General features: G+C 72.1%; 15 protein-coding genes. 5 read left to right on the top strand and 10 right to left on the bottom strand.

From position 1 onward, the window contains the following. Positions 1 to 147 precede the first annotated feature (147 nt). The 8 genes from ACZ6JY_RS12760 to ACZ6JY_RS12725 all read right to left on the bottom strand — a co-directional run bounded on the left by ACZ6JY_RS12760 (position 148) and on the right by ACZ6JY_RS12725 (position 6,780). Entirely contained in the window at positions 148 to 708 is a 561-nt protein-coding gene (locus tag ACZ6JY_RS12760) for a hypothetical protein (protein ID WP_469195186.1), read from the bottom strand. Positions 709 to 755: 47 nt separating this feature from the next. Beyond that, positions 756 to 1,364 (bottom strand): TetR/AcrR family transcriptional regulator, encoded by a 609-nt coding sequence (locus ACZ6JY_RS12755; RefSeq protein ID WP_469195184.1) that lies wholly within the window; start codon positions 1,362 to 1,364, stop codon positions 756 to 758. Between the two features lie 68 nt (positions 1,365 to 1,432). Next, on the bottom strand, positions 1,433 to 1,852 hold the full coding sequence (locus ACZ6JY_RS12750) for a hypothetical protein (RefSeq protein WP_469195182.1): 420 nt from the start codon (positions 1,850 to 1,852) through the stop codon (positions 1,433 to 1,435). Positions 1,853 to 1,863: 11 nt separating this feature from the next. After that, positions 1,864 to 3,291: a purine-cytosine permease family protein gene (locus tag ACZ6JY_RS12745; protein ID WP_469195180.1), complete on the bottom strand. Its 1,428-nt coding sequence runs from the start codon at positions 3,289 to 3,291 to the stop codon at positions 1,864 to 1,866. A 43-nt stretch (positions 3,292 to 3,334) separates the two neighbouring features. After that, complete coding sequence (locus tag ACZ6JY_RS12740) at positions 3,335 to 4,270, bottom strand: ABC transporter substrate-binding protein (RefSeq protein WP_469195178.1); 936 nt, start codon at positions 4,268 to 4,270, stop codon at positions 3,335 to 3,337. Between the two features lie 11 nt (positions 4,271 to 4,281). Continuing rightward, positions 4,282 to 4,953: an ABC transporter permease gene (locus tag ACZ6JY_RS12735; protein WP_469195176.1), complete on the bottom strand. Its 672-nt coding sequence runs from the start codon at positions 4,951 to 4,953 to the stop codon at positions 4,282 to 4,284. Position 4,954: 1 nt separating this feature from the next. Then, positions 4,955 to 5,602, bottom strand: a complete 648-nt coding sequence (locus tag ACZ6JY_RS12730; RefSeq protein WP_469195174.1) for an ABC transporter permease — start codon at positions 5,600 to 5,602, stop codon at positions 4,955 to 4,957. After that, positions 5,599 to 6,780 (bottom strand): ABC transporter ATP-binding protein, encoded by a 1,182-nt coding sequence (locus tag ACZ6JY_RS12725; RefSeq protein ID WP_469195172.1) that lies wholly within the window; start codon positions 6,778 to 6,780, stop codon positions 5,599 to 5,601. The genes ACZ6JY_RS12730 and ACZ6JY_RS12725 overlap by 4 nt, the downstream gene beginning before the upstream one ends. Before the next feature lie 131 nt (positions 6,781 to 6,911). Here ACZ6JY_RS12725 and ACZ6JY_RS12720 point away from each other — a divergent pair, with 131 nt between their 5' ends. Then, positions 6,912 to 8,471: an aromatic amino acid ammonia-lyase gene (locus tag ACZ6JY_RS12720; protein WP_469195170.1), complete on the top strand. Its 1,560-nt coding sequence runs from the start codon at positions 6,912 to 6,914 to the stop codon at positions 8,469 to 8,471. Continuing rightward, the gene (locus ACZ6JY_RS12715) at positions 8,468 to 9,301 is read left to right on the top strand and encodes a MurR/RpiR family transcriptional regulator (RefSeq protein ID WP_469195168.1); all 834 of its coding nucleotides are present in this window, start codon (positions 8,468 to 8,470) and stop codon (positions 9,299 to 9,301) included. The genes ACZ6JY_RS12720 and ACZ6JY_RS12715 overlap by 4 nt, the downstream gene beginning before the upstream one ends. A 26-nt stretch (positions 9,302 to 9,327) precedes the next feature. Here ACZ6JY_RS12715 and ACZ6JY_RS12710 read toward each other — a convergent pair whose 3' ends face one another. Both ACZ6JY_RS12710 and ACZ6JY_RS12705 read right to left on the bottom strand, forming a co-directional pair. Then, positions 9,328 to 10,692, bottom strand: coding sequence for an APC family permease (locus ACZ6JY_RS12710; RefSeq protein ID WP_469195166.1), 1,365 nt, complete (start codon positions 10,690 to 10,692; stop codon positions 9,328 to 9,330). A gap of 138 nt (positions 10,693 to 10,830) precedes the next feature. Beyond that, complete coding sequence (locus tag ACZ6JY_RS12705; RefSeq protein ID WP_469195164.1) at positions 10,831 to 12,249, bottom strand: type III PLP-dependent enzyme domain-containing protein; 1,419 nt, start codon at positions 12,247 to 12,249, stop codon at positions 10,831 to 10,833. A 135-nt stretch (positions 12,250 to 12,384) separates the two neighbouring features. Between ACZ6JY_RS12705 and hutU the strand changes: the two genes are divergently transcribed. From hutU to ACZ6JY_RS12690, 3 genes are all read left to right on the top strand, one after another. Beyond that, positions 12,385 to 14,049 carry a urocanate hydratase gene (gene hutU / locus ACZ6JY_RS12700; protein WP_469195162.1) on the top strand — a complete coding sequence of 555 codons (1,665 nt, stop codon included), beginning with the start codon at positions 12,385 to 12,387 and terminating at the stop codon, positions 14,047 to 14,049. 71 nt (positions 14,050 to 14,120) lie between these two features. Continuing rightward, complete coding sequence (locus ACZ6JY_RS12695) at positions 14,121 to 15,317, top strand: allantoate amidohydrolase (RefSeq protein ID WP_469196123.1); 1,197 nt, start codon at positions 14,121 to 14,123, stop codon at positions 15,315 to 15,317. Beyond that, complete coding sequence (locus tag ACZ6JY_RS12690; RefSeq protein ID WP_469196121.1) at positions 15,314 to 16,666, top strand: formimidoylglutamate deiminase; 1,353 nt, start codon at positions 15,314 to 15,316, stop codon at positions 16,664 to 16,666. Before ACZ6JY_RS12695 ends, ACZ6JY_RS12690 begins: the two co-directional genes overlap by 4 nt. The last annotated feature ends 4 nt before the right edge of the window (positions 16,667 to 16,670 follow it).

Below are 16,670 nucleotides of genomic sequence, written 5' to 3'. Positions count from 1 at the left end.
GTGGAGGTCGGCGTCAGGAACTCCGGAGCGGCTCCCGGACTCCATCGGCGCCGGGGCGTGGCCTGGCCTGACCCGGCACGCGCCCCTCGCGGGGACCGCCGTCGTCCCGCCCCCTGGTTCCACCGGGGGTGCGGCGGTCCCCGCGCATCACCTCTCGTACGGCCGCTCGGGTACCCCGTGGGCGAGGACCAGCTTCAGGAGCAGTACGGCCGGTAGCCAGTCGAGCCCGGGAGGGGCCTCGACGCAGGGCGCCACCATGATTCCGGCGACCACGACGCCGAGGGCGACCGGGCGTTTCAGGCGCTCGGTGGACCGGTCGACGGCGACCGCGCCGGCCAGTGTCCACCCGTACCAGAGCAGCCCCCACCACCAGGCGCCGCCAGGTATCACCAGGGCGATGAGCACCGGCTGGAAGTGGATCGCGGTGAAGCCCACGGGGTGGTGGACGAAATGGGCGAACGCCGAGTCGGTGGAGGTCAGCGGGGAGTGGTAGAAGAGCTTGGCGCTGTCCAGGCCGTTGGCGACGACACCGCCGGCCAGGTCGTGCACGAGCAGGATGCCGATGAGCCACTGCCACCAGGTCCAGCCGAGGCCGTGGCCGCCGACCAGCAGTGCGCAGATGGCGAAGGCCGAGACCGCGTGGGCGAGCCCCTTCTCCGTGCGCGTGGCACCGGCGCCGAAGGCCCAACTCGTCTTGGCCGCTTCCACTGTGCGTCCTTCCTGGCCGGGGGTGCACGGGGGCCCGGGTCGCGCCGTCAAGGGGTCGCTTCCCCGGTGGGGCCGGAAGCCGGGCCGCCCGGCAGGAACCGCGAGAGGGCCGAGAGCGCCTCGCCGTTGTCGAGGTCCGGGTCGAGCATCCGGTGCAGCAGCATGCCGTCGAGCAGGGCGATGAGCACGGTCTCGCTGCCGTCGGGCGCGGAGGGGTGCACCTTCTTGATCCAGGCGCGCAACCGCGCCCTCGTCTCCGCGAGCGCCTCACGGAGCACTTCGCCGAGCAGCGGCTCGCGGGCCGCGCCCGCGATGACCTCCACGGTCAGCCGGGCGGTCCTGCTGTCGTGCGGGGCGGCGAGCAGTTCGATCAGCCTGGCGTGTGCCTGCTCGACCGTCGTGGTGCTGCTGAGCGCCAGGGTCAGCGGGTCGAAGACCTCCGCGCCGACCCGGCGTGCGATGGCGATCCTCAGGTTGGGCAGGCCGCCCCAGTAGTAGTGGATCAGGCCGAGGTTGGCGTTGGCGCGCTCGGCGACGGACCGGGTGGTGACACCGGGCCACCCGCTCTCCGCGAGCAGTTCCACGCCGGCGTCGACCAGCTGGTCGCGTCGGCGCTGCCCCCGCGGCGAAGTTGGCCGATCGACTAAGTCAGTCATGTGAGCAACTTACGGTCAGGCCACCGGGTTTGTCACCCTCACCCTTCGCTCACGCCCCCGACGCTCGCTCAGTCGTCCCAGTCCGAGTCGCGTTCCTTGCGGCGGTCTCCGAAGGGGATTCCGCGGGCCGCCTGTGCGATGTTCACGGCGGCGATGCCCGCCCAGGTGGTCAGGAGGCCCGGCATGCCGGCGTTGACCACGCCGATCGCGGAGAGCGGGACGGCCAGGATCAGGGAGATCACGCCGAAGCCGAAGCGCTCGGCCCAGGAGTCCGTCACCGGGTTCGGTGAGCGGGCGCCGCGGGCGACGACCATCTGCTGCTCGGCCATGTGACGGCGCAGCCTGCGGTCGATCGTGCCGTCGAGGCGCTGCTCGACCTTCCCGAGGAAGGAGTCGACCAGTGCGGAGTCGTACTCTTCGCCGAGCTCTCTGCGGGCGTGCAGAGTGGCGTCGAGTTCCTTCTTGAGTTCGGCGTCACGGGCTTCCATACCGCTTTACGTTACGGCGCCGGAGCGCTGCCCGCGGTGGGGCTAACCCCCCTCTCCGCCCGGGGTTCATCCCCAGGGACGGGCGGGTTCCGCCGGGCCAGCGTCCAGTACAGCACCGCGGGCACGGCGAGGCCCACGATCCACGAGACGTCCGCGCCGCCCAGCGGCTCGACGAGCGGGCCGGTGAAGAAGTGCGTGGCGAGGAACGGGAGCTGGGCGAGGACCCCGACGCCGTAGACGACGAGGGCGTCCCAGCGCCAGGCACCGTAGCGGCCGTGCGGGTCGAAGAGGGCGGGGATGTCGTACCGCTCGCGGGAGATCAGGTAGTAGTCGACCAGGTTGATGGCCGACCACGGCGTGAAGAAGGTCAGCAGGAACAGCAGGAAGTCCTTGAACGACGTCAGGAAGCTGTCCTTGCCGAGCAGCGCCACCGCCGTGCCCGCGACCATGATCAGCGCGATGTACGCGGCCCTGCCGCGCTGGGTCAGGACCTTCTGGCCGCGGAAGCCGCTGATGCTCGTGACCATCGACATGAAGCCGCCGTAGGTGTTGAGCACGTTGATCGTCAGCTTGCCCAGCGCGATCACGAAGTACAGGAAGGAGGCGATCAGGCCGGTGCCGCCGAGGCCCACGACGTAGCCGACCTGATTGGCGAGGAAGGCGTCCCCCGCGCTCGCCGCCACGAGCACCCCGAACGTCATCGACCACTGCGAGCCGATCGCGGAGCCCGACAGGGTCCACCAGAAGGTGGCCTTCGCCGAGGTCGTGCGCGGCAGGTAGCGCGAGTAGTCCGCCACGTAGGGACCGAAGGCGAGCTGCCAGGACGCCGAGAGCGAGATGGCGAGCAGGAACATCGGCAGGTCGAAGTGGGCGTCGTCGAGCAGCGCGGAGAGGTCCACGCGGTCGAGCAGCCGCACCCCCAGATAGACGAACGCGACCGCGCAGATGACGCTCGCCACCCGGCCGAGCGCGTGGATGACGCGGTAGCCGACCACCGCCATGACCGCGGTGACGACGGCGAAGAGCACGATGCCGGTGGTGTCGTTCGTGTGCGTCAGCTCGGCCGTGGCCTGTCCGGCGAGGACGCTGCCGCTCGCGAAGAACCCGACGTACATCAGGATGACGAGGAGCAGCGGGACGACCGCGCCCTTCACGCCGAACTGGGCCCGTGACTGGATCATCTGCGGCAGGCCGAGCTTCGGGCCCTGCGCCGAGTGCAGCGCCATCACCGCGCCGCCCAGCAGGTTGCCGAGGACGAGGCCGGCCAGCGACCAGACCACGTCGCCGCCGAAGACGACGGCGAGGGCGCCCGTGACGACCGCGGTGATCTGGAGGTTGGCGCCGAGCCAGAGCGTGAACTGGTTGAACGCCGTTCCGTGCCGTTCGTCGTCGGGGACGACGTCGATGGAGCGCCGCTCCACCAGTTCTTCGGCTGCCATTCCGATCAACTCCTGTCGTGCTGCTGTCTGTTCGTCGTGCCGGCTACTTCTTCGTGAGTCCGTGCTTGGCCGCCCAGTCGTCCGCGACGTCCTGCGGGTCCTTCTTGTCCTTGTCCACCAGGCGGTTCAACTCGGTGAGCTGCTCGGTCGTCAGGAGGGCGCCGAGCCGGGCGAGCGCCTTGCGGACCGTCGAGTCGGCCTTGCGGTCGGCGATGAGCGGCACGACGTGCTGGCCGGGGACGAGGTTCTTGGGGTCGGTGAGGACGACCCAGCGCTCGGCGGCGATGTCGGTGTCGGTGGTGAAGAGGTTCGCCACGTCGACGTCGCCCTTGCGCAGGGCGCCCTTCACCAGCGGTCCGGAGGAGTCGAGGGACTTGAACTCCTTGAACTCCACGCCGTACACGTCCTGGAGGCCGACCACGCCCACCGTGCGCTTCTTCACCTCGGGGGCCGCGCCGATGACGAGCTTGCCGTTGTGCCTGGCCAGGTCGGCGAGGGTCTTGAGGCCGTACTTCTTCGCGGTGTCGCGCGTGACGACGAACGCGTCGGAGTCCTCGGCCCGCCCGTACGGGAGGATCTGAAGACCTCGGGGGAGCGCTACGGCGAGGGCGTTCTGCATCTCGCCCTCCTCGGTGGCCTTCGCCTCGGGGTCGAGGTAGTGCAGGAGGGCGCCCTGGTATTCGGGCAGCAGGTCGATGTCGCCGCCCCTGAGCGCGGGGATGAGGATCTCCCGGGTGCCGAGGTTGGGGCGGACCTTGGTCTTCACGCCCGCGGCTTCGAGCGCGGCGGCGTAGAGGTATCCGAGGACCTGGTTCTCGGTGAAGTTGGCGGTGCCGATGGTGACGCCGTTCTTGCTGGAGCCGCCTCCGCCGCCGCCACCGCCCCCGCCGTCCAGGGAGGTGATGCCGCCGCCGCACGCGGCGAGTGCGGGGACGGACGCGGTGGCGAGGAGTCCGCCGAGGAGGGTTCTGCGGTTCATGGGGATCGCTCCTAGGCCTGCTTGGCCGGACGGTGGCGGAAGAGGGCGCGCTGTAGGCCGGAGAGCGCGAGGTCGAGTACGACGGCGACGACCGCCACGAGCACGGCACCGCCGAGCACCTGGACCAGGTCGCGCTGGGCGAGGCCGTCGAACACGTACCGCCCGAGCCCGCCGAAGGAGACGTACGCGGCGATGGTCGCCGTCGCGACGACCTGGATCAGGGCGAGCCGGAGCCCGGTCATGATCAGCGGCAGCGCGAGCGGCAGCTCCACCTGGAAGAGGACCTGGTGGGCGCGCATGCCCTGGCCGCGCGCCGCGTCCTTCACTTCCGGGTCGACGGCGGTCATGCCCGCGTAAGTGTTGGTGACGATGGACGGGACGGCGAGCGCGACGAGCGCGATGTAGACGGGCCACATGGACAGGCCGCTGGCCAGGAAGACCAGCACGACGAGTCCGACGGTGGGCAGCGCCCGGCCGAAGGAGGAGAGGTTGATGGCGACGAAGGCGCCGCGTCCTGTGTGGCCGATGAGCAGGCCGAGCGGCAGCGCGATGGCCGCCGCGATGAGCGTGGCGAGCAGCGAGTACTGGAGGTGCTCGGCGAGGCGGTGGCCGATGCCGTCCGGGCCGGTCCACTGCTCGCCGCTGACCAGCCAGGCGCCGAGGTCCTTGAAGAGTTCGTACATGTCACGCGCTCCTCTGGCGGCGGGTCCAGGGCGTCAGGACGTACTGGACGGTGACGAGCAGCGCGTCCGCGACGAGCGCCAGGAGCAGGGTGAGGACGACGCCGACGATCACGGGGGTGGGGAAGTTGCGCTGGAAGCCGTCGGTGAAGAGCTGGCCGAGGCCGCCGTCGCCGATGTACGTCGCCACGGAGACGAGGGAGATCGACATGACCGTCGCGATCCGTACGCCGGCCATGATCACCGGCAGGGCGAGCGGGAGCTCGACGGTGAGCAGCGTCCGCAGGGGGCGGGAGCCCATGGCCTTGGCGGCTTCCTTGGTCTTGGCGGGGACGGAGTCCAGGCCCTCGACGGTGTTCCGCAGGAGCACGACGAGGGTGTAGATCGTCAGGCCGATGACGGTGGTGGTGCGGGTCAGCCCGCTGACCGGCAGGAGCAGCACGAAGACGGCGATGGACGGGATGGTGAACAGGACGTTCGAGAGGCCGAGCAGAAGCCCGCGCAGTGGCCGCACGCGGTGCGCGAGGACGGCCAGCGGCAGTGAGATCAGCAGGCCCAGGGCCACGGCGGAGAGGGCTGCCTGGAGGTGGGAGAGGGTGAGGGTGGTGAGGTCGTCGGTGTGGTCGGCTATCCACGACCAGTCGACGGTCATACCTGCCCCTTGACGTCCGTCGGCGGGTGCGGGCCGTCCTGGGTTGCTCGCGCAGTTCCCCGCGCCCCTGGGGAAGCGTCGTCATCCGGCGTCGAGCCGGCCCCGTCAGGGGCGCGGGGAACTGCGCGGTCGGCCCCCACTGGCCCGCGGTTCCTCCGGTGGGCCGCGCCCGCGCCTCCGTGGATGTCGTCCCGTGACGACACCCCCGTCAGGCGGCCCTCCGCGTCCACGCGGGCCACGAGCCCCGTCGGGGACGACAGGGACTCGTCGAGGGCGGCAAGGAGCGAGTCGCCGTCCCGCAGCGGACGTACGGGGAGGTCGGGCTCCGCGGCGTCCTTGTGCCGCCAGGCCAGCGGGGACCCCGCCTCGTCCAGCCGCAGCGTCCAGTCGCCGCCCTGCGGCGCAGGGCCCTGGGGGACGTCGGTCAGGGAGATCAGGGAGAGCAGCTTCAGGCCGCGCTCGGCGCCGAGGAAGTCCGCGACGAAGTCGTCCGCGGGGCGGGCGAGCAGCTCGGCGGGCTCGGCGCACTGCACGAGGTGGCCGCCGGTGCGGAAGACGGCTATGCGGTCGCCGAGCCGCACGGCCTCGTCGATGTCGTGCGTGACGAAGACGATGGTCTTCGACAGCTCACGCTGGAGACGGAGGAGTTCGTCCTGGAGCTGGGTGCGGACCACCGGGTCCACCGCGCCGAACGGCTCGTCCATGAGCAGCACCGGCGGGTCCGCGGCGAGCGCCCGCGCCACGCCGACGCGCTGCTGCTGGCCGCCGGAGAGCTGGTGCGGGTAGCGCTTGCCGGCGTCGGCGGTGAGGCCGACGGTCTCCAGGAGCTCGGCGGCCCGCGCCCTGGCCTTCCTGCGGCCCCAGCCGAGCAGCAGCGGCACCGTGGCGATGTTGTCGAGGACCGTGCGGTGGGGGAAGAGCCCGGACTGCTGGATGACGTAGCCGATGGAGCGGCGCAGGTCGGCCGCGTCCTGCTCCAGGACGTCGCGGCCGCCGACCCGGATGGTGCCCGAGGTCGGGTCGACCATGCGGTTGATCATGCGGAGGGTCGTCGTCTTGCCGCAACCGGAAGATCCGACGAGAACGGTCACGCCGCCTTCCGGCATGTCGAGCGTGAGGTCGTGGACCGCAGTCGTGCCGTTCGGGAAGCGTTTGTGGACCGTGTCGAACTGGATCATGAGGAGTCCCTTGCCCGGCTGTATATCGTCATGCAGAGTTCTCGCTGTCTGAATAATTTGTCAATGGTTCGGCGCGCATCGCCGACAACAAGTGGTCGCCGAGCAGGACAAGACGTCCGATTGAGGAGGGAATGCGCGTGAAGTCGTCTCGTATCGCGGACACCGCGACCGGCGACGGGGGAGCGGTCGTCGTCCTCGACGGCCGGGGAATGATGGTCGCAGACGTCGTACGCCTGGCCGAATCCGACGCCCGGCCCGTGCCCGCCACCGACGGCATGAAGCGCGCGGAGCGGTCGTGGAACGCCGCCCGCGAGATCGCCGCCTGGGGCCGCGTCTACGGCCGCTCCACCGGCGTCGGCGCCAACCGGAACGAAGACGTGCCCACCGACGCGGCCGCCGACCACGGCCTGCGGCTGCTGCGCTCGCACGCCGGGGCGATCGGCGCCGAGCTGCCCGCCCGGCAGGTCCGCGCCATGCTCGCCGTCCGCGCCAACCAGCTCCTCGCGGGCGGCGCCGGGCTGCGCCCCAGCGTCGTCGTCGCGCTGTGCCGGGCCCTGGAGACGGGCGCGTACCCGAGGGTCAACGAGTTCGGCTCGGTCGGCACCGGCGACATCGCCGCCCTCGCCCAGATGGGCCTCGCCCTCGCAGGCGAGCACCCCTGGCAGGGTCCGGGCGCCGCCCCCGAGCCGCAGCCCCTGGACAACAACGACGCCCTCGCCCTGATCAGCAGCAACGCCCTCACCCTCGGCCAGGCCGCGCTCGCCCTGCACGAACTGCGGGGCCTGATCGGCGCCACCCAGGTGGTCGCCGCGCTCTCGCTGATGGCGGTCGACGGTTCCTACGAGGCGTACGCGCTGCCCGTGCACGAGGCGCGCCGCCACCCCGGCTCCTACGCGGTCGCCGAACGCATGCGCCACCTCCTGGGCGCCCCCGACCGCCCCACCCCGCCGCTGGGCCGCATCCAGGACCCCTACGGCTTCCGCTGTGTGCCGCAGATCCACGGCCCCGCCCACGACGCGGCGAACGCCCTGGAGGACGTCCTCACCGTCGAGATCAACGCGGCGGCCGAGAACCCGCTGATCTCACCCGACGACATGGCCGCCTACCACCACGGCGGCTTCTACCTCGCCCAACTCGCGCTCGCCCTCGACCACTTCAGGCTCGCCGTGACCCAGGCGGCCAGGCTCTCCACCTCCCGCCTCTCCACCCTCAACGAACCGGCCTTCACCCGCCTGCGGCCCTTCCTCGCCGACGGCGAGGCCGCCTCGTCGGGCGTGATGATCCTCGAATACGCGGCCGGGGCCGCCCTCGGTGACCTGCGCGCCTTCTCCGCCCCTGCCTCCCTCGGCCACGCGGTGCTCTCCCGCGGCGTCGAGGAGCAGGCGAGCTTCGCCTCGCTCGCCGCCCGCCAGACGCTGCGCGCCTGCGAGGCGTACCGCATGGTCGTCGGGTGTGAACTGGTCGCCGCCGTAAGGGCGTTGAGGCAGCGCGACATGCGCCTCGACCCCGAGACGCCGCTCGCCGCGGCCTTCGCGCTCGCCGACTCCGTGCTGGAGCCGGAGCTCGCCGACCGGCCGTTGACGGATGATGTGACGGCGGCGGCCGGACTGCTGAGCCGTTTCACCCGGCTCTGGGCGGAGTCCGGCGCCGGCACGACCGTGGGAACAGACATCCTGAGGGGGACGGCATGAGCGACAGCCCTGCCGCGCGACTGCAAGTGCTCTTCGAGGGCCACCGGCTCACACCGACCCAGCGGCGCATCGCCCACTGCATGGTGCGCAGGGCCGCCGACGCGCCCTTCCTCTCCAGCGTCGAACTGGCCGAGCTCGCCGGGGTGAGCCAGCCCTCCGTCACCCGGTTCGCCGTGGCGCTCGGCTTCGACGGCTATCCGGCGCTGCGCAGGCACCTGCGGGACGTGGCGCCCCCGGAGTCCTCCGCCAAGGCCCTGGCGAACGAGTACCAGCAGGCGGTCGAGGCGGAGATCGAGAACCTCCGGCACCTCGCCGAACTGCTGGCCGACCCCGCTCCCGTCGAGCGCGCGGGACGGCTCCTCGCCGCCTCGCGCCCGCTGCCGGTGCTCGGGCTGCGGGCCGCGGCCTCCCAGGCGTACGGCTTCTCGTACTTCGCCGCGAAGGTCCACCCGGACGTCCGGCTGCTCGACGAGGGCGGCACGATGCTCGCCGACCGCGTCGACGCCGCGGTCCGCGCCGGCGCCACCGCCCTCCTCTGCTTCGCCCTGCCCCGCCACCCCCGCGAGGTCGTCGACGCCCTCGCCTACGCGCGGTCGGCGGGCCTGACCGTGGTCACGGTCGCCGACTCGGCGTTCGCCCCCGTGGCCGCCCACTCGGACCTGCTGCTGCCGGCGGCGGTCGGCACCGGCCTCGCCTTCGACACGGTCTGCGCCCCGATGCTGCTCGGCCGCGTCCTCCTTGAGGCCATGTGCGACGGCCTGCCGGACGCCCAGGCCCGCCTGGAGGAGTTCGACGTACGGGCGGCGGAGCGGGGCCTGTTCGTCGAGTAGCCGGACCGCCGCTCGCCGGCCGGAGGTCACTCCTCGGGGCGCGCCTTGAGCACCGCCTTGTTCACGCCCCACAGGGCGATGCCGATGGCGATCAGCACCCCGGCCCGGATGTAGACCTCCGCGGGCCGGTCCGCCAGCGGGCTCGCGAGGATCAGGGCGGTGACGGCACCCAGTACCGGCAGGACGGTCGGCGTACGGAAGTGATCGTGCCCGACGCGGTCCTTGCGCAGTACGAGCACGGCCACGTTGACCACCGCGAAGACGCAGAGCAGCAGGAACGCCGTGGTGTCCCCGAGCCCCTCGATCTCGCCCGTCGACACCAGGCCGATGGCGAGCAGGGAGACGAAGACGATGCCGACGACGGGCGTGCGGCGCTTGGCCAGGACCCGCCCCATGGCGCGCGGCAGGATGCGCTCGTTGGCCATGCCGTAGCAGAGCCGCGAGGCCATCATGATGTTGATCAGCGCCGAGTTGGTGACCGCGAACAGCGCGATCAGGGCGAAGAGTTTGTGCGGGAAGTCGACGCCGCCCGCCTTGACGACTTCCAGCAGCGGCCCGCTCGACCCCTCCAGTGTCTTGGAGTCGACGAGCAGGGACGAGACGAGGGCCACGAGCACGTAGATCGTGCCCGTCACGGCCACGCCGATGAAGATCGCGCGCGGGAAGGTGCGGACGGGGTCCTTGGTCTCCTCGGCCATGTTCACCGAGTCCTCGAAGCCGACGAAGGCGAAGAAGCCGAGCGCGGTGGCGCCGAGCACGCCGGTCATCAGCGCGTACCCGCTGCCGCCGGACTCGAACTCGGTGAGCCGCGAGGGCTCCCCGTCCCCGCTGAGCACCGCGTACGCCCCGATCGCGAGGATGATCGCGAGCCCGGTGACCTCGACGAGCGTGAGGACCACGTTGGTCTTCACCGACTCCGAGACGCCCCGCATGTTGAGCGCGGCGAGCAGCACGACGAAGACGATCGCGATGAGGGTCGGCGGCAGCGCGTCCCCCGTCAGCTCGCCGAGGTAGTCACCGCTGAAGGCGCGGGCCGCGGCGCTCGCCGACGACAGGCCCGAGCACATCACCATGAAGGCGATGATGAAGGTGAGGAACGGCGTCTTGAACGCCTTCTGGGTGTAGAGCGCGGCACCGGCCGCCTTCGGGTACTTGCCGACCAGTTCGACGTACGAGGCGGCCGTCAGGATCGCCACGACGAAGCCGATCGCGAACGGTACCCAGAGCGCGCCGCCGACCTTCCCCGCGACCTTGCCCGTGGTGGCGTAGATGCCGGTGCCGAGGATGTCGCCGATCACGAAGAGGATCAGCAGCTTGGGGCCGATGGCGCGGTGCAGCGCACCGTCATTGGCGGGTGGTGGTGCGGTGGTGGGTGTGCCGGATGCCGTCACAGGAGCCTCCCCCGAGCCCGAGAACATGTCTGGGGAGGGGTTTGCCCGTGACGCACGTCACTATGCGCGAATTGAGCAAGTGCAGAGCCTTCGCGGGCGGCTTCCGACGGACGGCGGCGGCTTTCGGCCGACGTCGGCTCAGAGGTGCCGCAGGGCGTCCCGCTCCGACCCGCCGCCGGCCTCCGCCACGATCTCGTCGAGCGTCTGCGGCTCCCGCGCGGCGGCGAAGCGGACCTCGCCGTCGTACGTGGTGAAGCCGTGGATGCCGGGCCTGATGAGGCTGTTGTACGAATAGTGCTGCGCGAAGTAGTAGGCGCCGGTGTCCAGGGCGGCGATGTGGTCGCCCTGCCCGAGCAGCGGCAGCGGCCGGTTCTCGGCGAGCAGGTCACCCGCGAAGCAGGCCGGGCCCGCGATGTCCTGGCCGACGGCGGGCCCGCTCTTGGGGCGCCCCTCGCCGTCGTACGCGGCGATCCGCAGCGGCCACGACACGGGCGCGTACACCGTCCTGGTCGCCACCTGCACGCCCGCGTGCGTCACCGCGATGGGCCTGCCGCCCGCCTTCTTCGTGTACTCGACGCGGGCGAGGAGCGTGCCGTGCTTGGCGAGCAGCGACCGGCCGAACTCGGTGACCAGGCCGTACCGCCCGTCGAGCAGCCCAGGCACCCGGGCCTTGAGGCGGCGCGCGTACTGCGCGTGGGTCGGGGTCTCCTCGTCCGAGCCGAAGTTGACGGCGAGGCCGCCGCCGATGTCGAGGGTGTCGATCTGCCGCCGCCCGGCGCGTTCGTTGATCTCCTCGGCCAGTTCGTATGTGGTGCCGACGCCGCGCACCATCATCTCCAGAGGCATGCCCTGGGAACCGGAGTGCGCGTGCAGCCGCGTCAGCCACGGCCGGTCCAGATACGCCTGGATCACCCACTCCCGGGCGCCCTCGTCCAGCAGCGGCACACCGAACTTGGAGGTGGCCGTCGCCGTCGAGAGGGCCCCGATCGAGCCGCCGCCGATCTGCGAGTTGACGCGCAGTCCGATGGGGGAAGAGGTCGGCGCCGACTGGATCATGGCGTCCACGCGGGCCAGTTCCTGCGGGTTGTCGGCGTTGACGGCGATGCCGAGCGCGAGCGCCTGGCGCAGCTCGGCCGGGGTCTTGGCGGGCGAGTCGAGCACGGTCTCGGAGGGCGCGATCCCCGCGGCCCGCGCGAGCGCCAGCTCACCGGGGCTCGCCACCTCGGCGCCGATCCCCGCCGAGCGCAGCAGCCGCAGGACCGGCACGAGCGGCGTCGCCTTGACGGCGAAGGCGTGCAGGACGGGCGTCCCGGGCGGGGTGACCGCCTCGAAGGCGGAGCGCAGGGCGGCGGCGCTCGCGCGGATGCCGGCGATGTCGAGGAGTCCCACGACGGGGGCGGCGGGCGAGACGAGGCCCCGCTCGACGGCGGCGCGGACGGCGAGGTCGCGCCGGGCCGCGGCGGCGGCACCCGAACGGAGGTCCTGCGTCTCGTCCTCGGACCGGCCCCCGCCTCGGCCGGCCCCCTGCTCCCGTTCCCGCTGTTCCACGTGATCCATGCGATCCAGCCAATCATCAAGACCGCGGCCCCGCTGCCGTACTCGCTCATTCGTTCGCTATTGACTAGCTCTATTCAGCGCATCAGGATGTGAATAACAAGGTTGCAGCGGCATTACGCGAGGAGGCACCGCCCCATGTCAGGACCCCGCCCCGTACGGGCACCGCGCGGCACGGAACTGAGCGCCCTGGGATGGCAGCAGGAAGCCGCCCTCCGGATGCTCCAGAACAACCTCGACCCCGAGGTCGCCGAACACCCCGACAAGCTCGTCGTCTACGGCGGCACCGGCAAGGCGGCCCGCGACTGGCGCTCCTTCGACGCGATGGTGCGCACGCTGCGGACCCTGAAGCAGGACGAGACGATGCTCGTCCAGTCGGGCCGCCCCGTCGGCGTGATGCAGACCCACGAGTGGGCGCCGCGCGTCCTGATCGCCAACTCCAACCTGGTCGGCGACTGGGCGAACTGGGAGGAGTTCCGCCGCCTGGAGCAGCTCGGCCTCACGATGTACGGCCAGATGACCGCGGGCTCCTGGATCTACATCGGCACGCAGGGCATCCTCCAGGGCACGTACGAGACGTTCGCGGCGGTGGCCGCCAAGAAGTTCAACGGCACCCTGGCGGGGACCATCACCCTGACCGCCGGTCTCGGCGGCATGGGCGGCGCCCAGCCCCTCGCGGTGACGATGAACGACGGCGTCGCGATCTGCGTCGACGTCGACCCGCGCGCCATCGAGCGCCGCATCGAGCACAAGTACCTGGACGTGAAGGCCGACTCCCTGGAGCACGCGCTCCAGCTGGCGGTGGAAGCCAGGGACGCGAGGAAGCCCCTCTCCATCGGCCTCCTCGGCAACGCGGCGGACCTGCTCCCGCGGATGCTCGCCGAGGGCGCGCCGATCGACATCGTCACCGACCAGACCTCCGCGCACGACCCGCTCGCCTACCTCCCCACCGGCGTCGGCTTCGACGAGATGGCGTCGTACGCGGCGAAGGACCCGGCGGGCTTCACGACCCGCGCCCGCGAGTCCATGGCCAGGCACGTGGAGGCCATGGTCGGCTTCATGGACGCGGGCGCCGAGGTCTTCGACTACGGCAACTCGATCCGCGGCGAGGCGCAACTGGCGGGCTACAGCCGCGCGTTCGACTTCCCCGGCTTCGTCCCCGCGTACATCCGGCCGCTCTTCTGCGAGGGCAAGGGCCCGTTCCGCTGGGCGGCGCTCTCGGGCGAGGCCTCGGACATCCACAAGACGGACAAGGCGCTCCTCGACCTCTTCCCCGAGAACGAGTCGCTGCACCGCTGGATCAAGATGGCCGGCGAGCGGGTCCACTTCCAGGGCCTCCCGGCGCGCATCTGCTGGCTCGGCCAGGGTGAGCGCGACAAGGCGGGCGACATGTTCAACGACATGGTCGGCAACGGCACCCTCGCCGCCCCGCTCGCGATCGGCCGCGACCACCTGGACTGCGGCTCGGTGGCCTCCCCGTACCGCGAGACGGAGGCCATGCTCGACGGCTCCGACGCGATCGCCGACTGGCCGCTCCTGAACGCCATGGTCAACGTCGCCTCCGGCGCCTCCTGGGTCTCCATCCACCACGGCGGCGGCGTCGGCATGGGCCGCTCCCTCCACGCGGGCCAGGTCTCGGTCGCCGACGGCACGAAGCTGGCGGGCGAGAAGATCCGCCGGGTCCTGACGAACGACCCCGGGATGGGCGTGATCCGGCACGTCGACGCGGGCTACGACATCGCGGAGACCGTCGCGCACGACCGCGGCGTACGGGTCCCCATGCGGGAGGGCGACGAGGCGTGACGGACCAGCACCCTCCGGCGCAGGCTTCCCCCGCAGCCGGGAACGCCTCCCCGCCCCCCACGTTCCAGCAGATGTGGCGGGACCTGGCCCCGCTGGGCCGGGACGCGGGATCCGGCGGGTACCGCAGGTATGCCTGGACGGGCGCGGACGCCGAGTGCCGGGCATGGTTCACGCAGCAGGCCGAGTCCCGGGGCCTGACCTGTGAACTGGACCGCAACGGCAACCAGTGGGCCTGGCAGGGCGACCCGGCGGCGGGCGACGCCGTGGTCACAGGATCCCACCTGGACTCCGTCCCCGACGGCGGCGCGTACGACGGCCCCCTCGGCGTCGTGTCGTCCTTCGCGGCCCTGGACGAACTCCGCGACCGGGGCGCGGAGTTCACGCGCCCCCTGGCGATCGTCAACTTCGCCGACGAGGAGGGCGCCCGCTTCGGCCTGGCCTGCGTGGGCTCCCGGCTGACGGCGGGCCAACTGACCGTCGAGGCCGCGCACAAGCTGACGGACGGCAGCGGCGTCACCCTCCCGCGGGCGATGGAAGCGGCGGGCCACGACCCGTACGGCATCGGCCCGGACCCGGAGCGCCTGTCCCGCATCGGCGCCTTCGTGGAGCTGCACGTCGAGCAGGGCCGGGCCCTGGACCTCACCGGCGACCCCGTGGGCATCGCGTCCGCCATCTGGCCCCACGGCCGCTGGCGCTACGACTTCCGGGGCGAGGCCAACCACGCGGGCACGACCCGCCTGGCCGACCGCAGGGACCCGATGCTGACGTACGCGGAGACGGTCCTCGCGGCCCGCCGCGAGGCCGAGCTGGCGGGCGCGGTCGCCACCTTCGGCAAGATCTCCGTGGAGCCGAACGGCGTCAACGCCATCCCGTCCCTGGTGCGCGGCTGGCTGGACTCCCGCGCGGCCGACCAGGAGACGCTGGACACGGTGGTCACCGGCATCGAGAAGGCGGCACGCGCGTACGCGGACCGCCACGGCATCGACCTGGACGTCGTACGGGAGTCCTTCACGCCGATCGTCGAGTTCGGCCACGCGCTCCGCGACGAGCTGGGCGCCATCCTGGGCGGCGACCGGCAGATCCCCGTGCTCGGCACGGGCGCGGGACACGACGCGGGTATTTTGTCCGCCTCCATCCCCACCGCCATGCTGTTCGTACGGAACCCCACGGGCGTCTCGCACTCCCCGGCGGAGTTCGCCGCCGAGGACGACTGCGTGGCCGGGGTGACCGCACTCGCCGACGTACTGGAAGGGCTCGCGTGCAGGTGAAGACGGACACGTACTGGCTGGAACACGCCTGGCTCGGCACCCACGTGGAGCCGGACGTGGCGGTGGACGTGGCGGCCGGGAGGATCACGGCGGTCCGCAGGGACGTCGAGGCGCCGCCACCCGGCGCGACGGTCCTGCGCGGCCTGACCATCCCCGGCCTCGCGAACGCGCACAGCCACGCGTTCCACCGGGCGCTGCGCGGCACCGTCCAGGTCGGCTCGGGCACGTTCTGGACCTGGCGGGAGGTCATGTACGGGGTGGCGGACCGCCTGACCCCGGAGACGTACCACGCGCTGGCACGCGCGGTGTACGCGGAGATGGCGCTGGCCGGCATCACGGCGGTCGGCGAGTTCCACTACCTGCACCACGCCCCCGGCGGCACCCCGTACGAGGACCCCAACGCGATGGGCGAGGCGCTGATCCAGGCCGCGTCGGACGCGGGCATCCGCATCACGCTCCTGGACACGGCGTACGTGGCGTCGGGGCTGCTCAGCGCGGAGCGCGGCAAGGCCCCCGACCGGCACCAGCTGCGCTTCTCCGACGGCACGACGCAGGCGTGGGCGGAGCGGGTCGCGTCCCTCAAGGACCGTGGACACGCCCGTATCGGCGCGGCGATCCACTCGGTGAGGGCCGTCCCGGCGCGCCAGTTGGGCACGGTGGCGCAGTGGGCGTCGGACCGCCGGGCCCCGCTCCACGTGCACCTCTCCGAGCAGAAGGCCGAGAACGAGGCGTGCCTGGCGGTGCACGGCCGCACACCGACGCGGCTGCTCGCGGACCACGGCGTCCTCGGCCCGCGCACGACGGGCGTCCACAACACCCACCTCACGCCCGAGGACATCGGACTGCTCGGCCGCTCCACGACGGGCACGTGCATGTGCCCGACGACGGAACGCGACCTGGCGGACGGCATCGGCCCCGCCGTCGACCTCCAGCGGGAGGGCAGCCCGCTCTCCCTGGGCAGCGACAGCCACGCGGTCATCGACCTCCTGGAGGAGGCGCGGGCCATGGAGCTGAACGAACGCCTCCGTTCGCATACGCGGGGCCACTGGACGGCGGCGGCGCTGCTGCGCGCGGCCTCGGCGGGCGGCCACGCGGCGCTGGGCTGGCCGGACGCGGGGTCCATCGAGCCGGGTGCCCTCGCGGACCTCACCACGATCGCCCTGGACTCCGTCCGCACGGCGGGGCCCGTTCCCCGCCTCGGCGCCGAGGCGGCCGTCTTCGCGGCGACGGCGGCGGATGTGCGGGACGTGCTGGTCGGCGGCCGCCGGGTGGTCAGGGACGGCTCCCACGTCCTCGTCCCCGACGTCGCGTCGGCCCTGACGGAGGCGATCGCGGCGCTGAGAGACTGAACCT

Source organism: Streptomyces sp. NPDC046335 (assembly GCF_055587985.1).
The sequence above is the reverse complement of the archived record's forward strand: the minus strand, read 5'-3'. Positions and strand labels throughout refer to the sequence as shown.